6 protein-coding genes and 1 rRNA gene are annotated in these 6,359 nt (G+C 67.3%); 1 reads left to right on the top strand and 6 read right to left on the bottom strand.

Annotation, left to right across the window (positions count from 1 at the left end):
- Positions 1-104 (bottom strand): 16S ribosomal RNA (locus EG812_RS28375); the annotation flags it as partial.
- Positions 105-820: 716 nt separating this feature from the next.
- Between EG812_RS28375 and EG812_RS28370 the strand changes: the two genes are divergently transcribed.
- Positions 821-1,048 carry a hypothetical protein gene (locus EG812_RS28370; protein ID WP_043721719.1) on the top strand — a complete coding sequence of 76 codons (228 nt, stop codon included), beginning with the start codon at positions 821-823 and terminating at the stop codon, positions 1,046-1,048.
- A 6-nt stretch (positions 1,049-1,054) separates the two neighbouring features.
- Here the strand turns inward: EG812_RS28370 and EG812_RS28365 are convergent, their stop codons facing one another.
- The 5 genes from EG812_RS28365 to tig form a co-directional block, all read right to left on the bottom strand.
- Positions 1,055-1,852, bottom strand: a complete 798-nt coding sequence (locus tag EG812_RS28365; protein ID WP_126713399.1) for a carbon-nitrogen hydrolase family protein — start codon at positions 1,850-1,852, stop codon at positions 1,055-1,057.
- Between the two features lie 60 nt (positions 1,853-1,912).
- Positions 1,913-3,208, bottom strand: a complete 1,296-nt coding sequence (gene clpX / locus EG812_RS28360) for an ATP-dependent Clp protease ATP-binding subunit ClpX (RefSeq protein ID WP_102660822.1) — start codon at positions 3,206-3,208, stop codon at positions 1,913-1,915.
- Between the two features lie 208 nt (positions 3,209-3,416).
- Complete coding sequence (locus EG812_RS28355) at positions 3,417-4,079, bottom strand: ATP-dependent Clp protease proteolytic subunit (RefSeq protein ID WP_013735441.1); 663 nt, start codon at positions 4,077-4,079, stop codon at positions 3,417-3,419.
- A gap of 14 nt (positions 4,080-4,093) precedes the next feature.
- Positions 4,094-4,732 (bottom strand): ATP-dependent Clp protease proteolytic subunit, encoded by a 639-nt coding sequence (locus EG812_RS28350; protein WP_013735442.1) that lies wholly within the window; start codon positions 4,730-4,732, stop codon positions 4,094-4,096.
- A gap of 171 nt (positions 4,733-4,903) precedes the next feature.
- Positions 4,904-6,250 (bottom strand): trigger factor, encoded by a 1,347-nt coding sequence (tig, locus tag EG812_RS28345; RefSeq protein ID WP_013735443.1) that lies wholly within the window; start codon positions 6,248-6,250, stop codon positions 4,904-4,906.
- Positions 6,251-6,359 lie beyond the last annotated feature (109 nt).

The following is a 6,359-nucleotide window of genomic DNA, read 5'->3' as shown; positions in this document are numbered from 1 at the left end:
ACCCGTTCGCCGCTCGAGTACCCCGAAGGGCCTTTCCGCTCGACTTGCATGTGTTAAGCACGCCGCCAGCGTTCGTCCTGAGCCAGGATCAAACTCTCCAACAAAAACCTGTTGAACAATCCATCCCAGCAACAAAAATGTTGCCAAAGGAATCCCAAACCAAACCAGAAACATCAAAGCCTCTAGCCGGCACGGGGCATAAACTACTTGGCACTGGCTTATCAAGCACCCTGTTGAGTTCTCAAAGAACAACCACACACCAAACTCCGGCCTCAATCAGAAACCGTGTCTGGGGCAACCGCTCCAAACTATCCGAATCACGCTCAGCAGATCAACCTGATGATCAGGAAGGATCCTTGAGGATCATTCGGGGCCCACGTTGGCGCACGCCTTTCGGCGGTCGCTTCTTCCGTGGAGAACCGCAGACCGGCCAGTCACTCTCAGAGGACTCGCCCGGCTCCTGCCGGCTCCAGAACTCTACCCGGTCGGCTTCGCGATCGCAACTCCAACTTTCGGAGCCAACTCGCACCGCCCAGTCTCGGCCTCGCGACCACCTTCATCGCAGGACCGGCGCCCGTTCTCGGCCGGTTTGCCCGGCCTCCCTCGTGCAGAGAGAAAGTTACGCGTACGCACCGCAGAAGGCAAATCAGCGACTGTCGATGATGCTCGTCCGAGCCGGAACTCCGTCATCGGGGTAGGGGCGAGGTGAGCGGTAGCGAGTGGCGGCGCACCACGTAACCGACAACTCGGGTCGGCATCTTGGCGGCTTCGTACTCGCGCCGACATCCGAGGAGGGCATCGGCGTGCCAGAGTGTCTGGCATGGATGACGTGTCCCGGCCAACCAGCCCGGTCCTCGCCGAGGACGCGCTGCTCGGCCTCTTACTCCCGTTCTGGCAACTGATCATCGGAGCGTTCGTGCTCTTCGCCGTAGTGGTGTCGATCGGACGGCTGGTCCGGCGCGGCCCCTCACGGATGAGCACCGCGCTCCTCGTGACCGCCGCTGCCATCGCCGGCTTCGCGGTAGTGGGCGTACTGCTTCAGGGGTAGTGGCGCTCAGAGTCGGCGGTTGGCCAGGCTGGGCAGTTCCGCACGGATACGGGTCAGCCGGTCCAGGTCGACGTCGGCGATCGCGAACCCGGGGCCGTCCGCCACCTGGGAAAGCACCGTCCCCCACGGGTCGACGACCATGCTGCGGCCGTAGCAGGTCCGGCCCGGTTCGTGGTCACCGGTCTGTCCGGCGGCCGCGACGAAGCACTGGTTCTCGATCGCCCGGGCGCGCAGCAGGACCTCCCAGTGGTCACGCCCGGTGTGCATCATGAACGCCGCAGGCACCACGAGCAGGTGGGCGCCGCCGTCGGTGGCAAGTCGGCGGTACAGCTCGGGGAAGCGCAGGTCGTAACAGATCGACAAGCCCACCCGCAGCACTTCGATCTCCACCACCACCGGCTGGTCGCCCGGGGCCACCGTGGCGGACTCCTGGTACGAGACCCGGCCCGGGATCTCCACGTCGTACAGATGGATCTTGCGGTAGCTGGCGGCGAGCGCGCCGGCGCGGTCGAAGACCAGCATGGTGTTCCAGGTGTGCTCGGGGTCGGGGCCGGCCTCGTGGAACGAACCGGCGATCACCCAGATCCCCCGTCGACGCGCGACCGCCGCGAAGAACTGCCCGACCTCACCATCGACCGGCTCCGGCGCGGGCATCCCGGCACCGGGCCCCAGATAGTCGACGTACTCGGGCAGGAGCACCAGGTCCGCGCCGGCGTCGGCCGCGCGGTCGATCAGGGCCTCCGCGGCGACGAGGTTCGCCTTCCGGTCGTCGCGGGAGTTCAGCTGGCAGACGGCGACGCGCATGATCTCAGGGTACGGGCGAACGACCGCAAGCGGCAGGGCCAGGCGCTCGCCCCCGGTGGATCAGGCGGACTTCTCCTCGCGCTCACGCCGGGCCCGGCGGCCGGTGAACTCGCGCGGAACGATTGTCGGGTTGACGTTCTCCAGGACCACCTCACGGGTGATGAGCACCCGGGCGGCGTCGGGGTTGCTGGGCACCTCGTACATCACGGAGAGCAGAACCTCTTCCATGATGGCGCGAAGACCACGGGCACCGGTGCCCCGCAGCATGGCCTGGTCGGCGATGGCCTCCAGGGCCGGCCGCTCGAACTCCAGCTCCACGCCGTCGAGTTCGAAGAGGCGCTGGTACTGCCGGACCAGGGCGTTGCGCGGCTCGGTGAGGATGCGCACCAGAGCCGACCGGTCGAGGCTGCGGACGCTGGTGATCACCGGCAGCCGGCCGATGAACTCCGGGATCAGCCCGAACTTGAGCATGTCCTCCGGCATCACCTGGCTGAAGATGTCGTCGGTGGAACGCTCGGAGACGGCCCGCAGCCGGGCACCGAAGCCGGTGCCGCCGTGGCCAGTACGCGCCTCGATGATCTGGTCCAGACCTGCGAAGGCACCACCGCAGATGAACAGCACGTTTGTGGTGTCGATCTGGATGAACTCCTGGTGCGGGTGTTTGCGGCCGCCCTGCGGTGGCACGTTCGCCACGGTGCCTTCGAGCATCTTCAGCAGGGCCTGCTGGACGCCCTCACCGGAGACGTCACGGGTGATCGACGGGTTCTCCGACTTGCGGGCGATCTTGTCGACCTCGTCGATGTAGATGATGCCGGTCTCGGCGCGCTTGATGTCGTAGTCAGCGGCCTGGATCAGCTTGAGGAGGATGTTCTCCACGTCCTCGCCGACGTAGCCGGCCTCCGTGAGGGCGGTGGCGTCGGCGATGGCGAACGGCACGTTGAGCATCCGCGCCAGGGTCTGCGCCAGGTGGGTCTTGCCACACCCGGTCGGGCCCAGCAGCAGGATGTTCGACTTGGCCAGCTCGACGCCGTCGTTACCGGCGCCCGGCGCGTTGGCCGCCTCGGCCTGGATCCGCTTGTAGTGGTTGTAGACCGCGACGGCGAGCGCCTTCTTGGCCTGCTCCTGCCCCACCACGTAGGTGTCGAGGAACTGGCAGATCTCCATCGGCTTGGGAAGCTCTTCCCACTTCACCTCGCCGGTCTCGGCCAGCTCCTCTTCGATGATCTCGTTACAGAGATCGATGCACTCGTCGCAGATGTAGACCCCGGGGCCCGCGATGAGCTTCTTGACCTGCTTCTGCGACTTGCCGCAGAAGGAGCATTTGAGTAGGTCGCCGCCGTCACCGATCCGTGCCACCTACGTTCTCCCTGCACTCATCGGCCGGAGCCCCGGCCACGACCTGCGGACGCTACGCTCCGCCCGTCTCTACCCCCACCGCGCCGGTCGCCCGACGAAGCGGTACGGACCCGACGTTACCCGCTGCGGGAGCATTCTCCGACCCCCAAAACGGGTGTGTCAGAGGCCGGCGGACAACAGGCCCGTCCGGCCTCTGACTCCGTGCCGGTCAGCTGGCCGCGTTGGCGGCCAGCAGTCCCTTCTTGCGGCTGCTGAGGATCGTGTCGACCAACCCGTACTCGCGGGACTCCTCGGCCGTCATGATCTTGTCCCGGTCGATGTCCTTGCGAACCTTCTCGATCGGCCGGTTGCAGTGCCGGGAGAGCATCTCCTCCAGCTGGGTCCGCATCCGCAGGATCTCCCGGGCCTGGATCTCGATGTCCGAGCCCTGCCCGTAACCGCCCTCGGTGGCCGGCTGGTGGATGATGATCCGCGAGTTCGGCAGCGCCATCCGCTTGCCCGGCGTGCCCGCCGCCAGCAGCACCGCCGCAGCGGAGGCCGCCTGGCCCAGGCAGACGGTCTGGATGTCCGGCCGGACGTACTGCATGGTGTCGTAGATCGCCGTCATGGCGGTGAACGAACCACCCGGCGAGTTGATGTACATGATGATGTCCCGGTCGGGGTCCGTCCCCTCCAGGGTGAGCAGCTGGGCCATCACGTCGTTGGCCGAGGCGTCGTCGACCTGGACACCGAGGAAGATGATCCGGTCCTCGAAGAGCTTGTTGTACGGGTTGGATTCCTTGACCCCGTACGACGTGCGCTCGACGAACGACGGCAGGACGTAGCGGTTGTGCACGGCCGCGAACTGGGGCGGCAGGCTGAGGTCGGTCATCGTCTGCTCCTCGATCAGCTCAGGGTCCCGGCGCCCTCGGGAACCTGAGCGGCCCCGATGATCACCTTGTCGATGAAGCCGTAGTCCATGGCCTCCTGGGCGGTGAACCAGCGGTCGCGGTCCGAGTCCGCCTCGATCTGCGCCTGGGACTGACCGGTGTGGTGCGCGACCCGCTCCTGGAACATCCGCTTGGTGTAGAGCATCTGCTCGGCCTGGATCGCGATGTCCGACGCGGTGCCGCCGAGGCCACCCGAGGGCTGGTGCATCATGATCCGCGCGTGCGGCAGGGCGTACCGCTTGCCCTTGGTGCCCGCGCAGAGCAGCAGCTGGCCCATCGAGGCCGCCATGCCCATCGCCACGGTCGACACGTCGTTGTCGATGTACTGCATGGTGTCGTAGATCGCCATGCCGGAGTAGACCGAGCCACCCGGCGAGTTGATCCAGAGGAAGATGTCCCGGTCCGGGTCCTCCGCCGCGAGCAGCAGCAGCTGCGCGCAGATGCGGTTGGCCACCTGGTCGTTGACCTCGCTGCCGAGGAAGATGATGCGTTCCTTGAGCAACCGGTTGTAGACCGAGTCGTCGAGGTTGCCAATTGAGTCGCCACCTCGGGCGTCGAGCGCCCGCGGCTTTGCTGGGATGTGCATGTCGGTCATGGCAGCCCTTCGCTCTCCGTACCGTCCTGTCCGACACTAACCGCTCAGCCGGGCGGCAGAGTCCCGCTCCGGGCACTGTTCGCTCTCAGCGCAGGGGCCCCGGGACTCGTACCCGGAAAGGGGTCGGGCCACCACCCACCGCAACCGGCGGACGGTGGCCCCACCCGACGATCAGTGCTCGTGCCCGTGCTCCGCCTCGCTGGCCTCGCGCAGCGCGTCCAGGCTGATCTCGTTGCCGGCGGTGTCCTTGATCGTGATGCGCTCCATGACCGAGGCGAGCGCCTTGCCCCGGCGGACGTCGCCGAAGACCGCGCCGGCCGCGCCGGAACGAACCAGCTGGTCGTAGTACTGCTGCGGGGCCATGCCGGCCCGCTGGGCGCGGTGGACGATCTCGTGGCCGAACTCGTCGTCGGAGACCTGCACGTCCTCGGCGTCGGCGAGGGTGTCGAGCAGCAGCTGGACCTTGACGCCCTGGGTGGCGGCCTCGGTCAGCTCGGCGTCGATCTGCTCCTCGGTCTTCTCCTCGGCGGCGAGGTAATCCTCCATCGAGGCGCCGATGCGCTCCAGCTGGTCGACCATCGCCTGCTTGCGGCTCTCCACCTCGTCGCGGATGACGCCCTCCGGCGCCGGCACCTCGGCGGCCTCGACGAGCTGCTCCAGGGCCTTGTCCCGGGCGGCGTAGATCTGCTCGACCCGCTTGCCCCGGGTGACCCGCTCACGCAGGTCGTTGCGCAGCTCCTCGATGGTGTCGAACTCGCTGGCCAGCTGCGCGAACTCGTCGTTCAGCTCGGGCAGCTCCTTCTCCTTGACCGTACGCACGGTCACCAGCACCTCGGCGTCGCGGCCGGCGAAGTCGCCGCCGACGAGCTGGGTGGTGAAGGTGACGTCCTCACCGGCGGCGAGGCCGACCACGGCCTCGTCCAGGCCCGGCAGCAGCTGCTTGCTGCCCACCTCGTGGGAGATGTTACTGGCCGAGCCGCCCGGCACCTCCTCGCCGTCGACGGTGGCCCGCAGGTCGATCTGGACGTAGTCGCCCTCGGCCGCGGCCCGCTCGACCGTCTTGAGGGTGGCGAACCGCTCGCGCAGGTTCTTCACCTGCTCGTCGATCTCGCTGTCGTCGACCTGCAGCTCGTCGACGACGACCTCGAGGGAGGCCAGGTCGGGCACGGTGATCTCCGGCCGGACGTCCACCTCGGCGGTGAAGCTCAGCGAGTCACCGTCGTTGAACTCGGTGATGTCGACCTCGGGACGACCGAGGGTCTTCAGATCGTGCTCGCGGACCGCAGCGAGGATGTTCTGCGGGATGGCCTCCTGCACCGCCTCGTTGAGCACGGTGCCGCGGCCCACCCGCTGGTCGATGATCGCCGGCGGGACCTTCCCCTTACGGAAGCCGGGGATCTGGATCTGCTGGCCGATCTCCCGGTACGCCTTCTTGAGGCTCGGCTCGAGCTCGACGAACGGCACCTCGATGGCGAGCCGCACGCGCGTCGGGCTCAGAGTCTCGACGGTGCTCTTCACAGGCGTACTCCTTGACGGATCTCGGTTGATTCTGGGCGCACTTCGGCCCATCGAGTGTAGGCGAACCGGCGTGGCCGACCGGCAGCGCCCAGGGACCCCGGCGGCGAAG

The sequence above is a fragment of the Verrucosispora sp. FIM060022 genome (assembly GCF_003977705.1).
Taxonomy (GTDB): Bacteria; Actinomycetota; Actinomycetes; order Mycobacteriales; family Micromonosporaceae; genus Micromonospora; species Micromonospora gifhornensis.
This window is presented reverse-complemented; position numbering and strand designations above follow the sequence as displayed.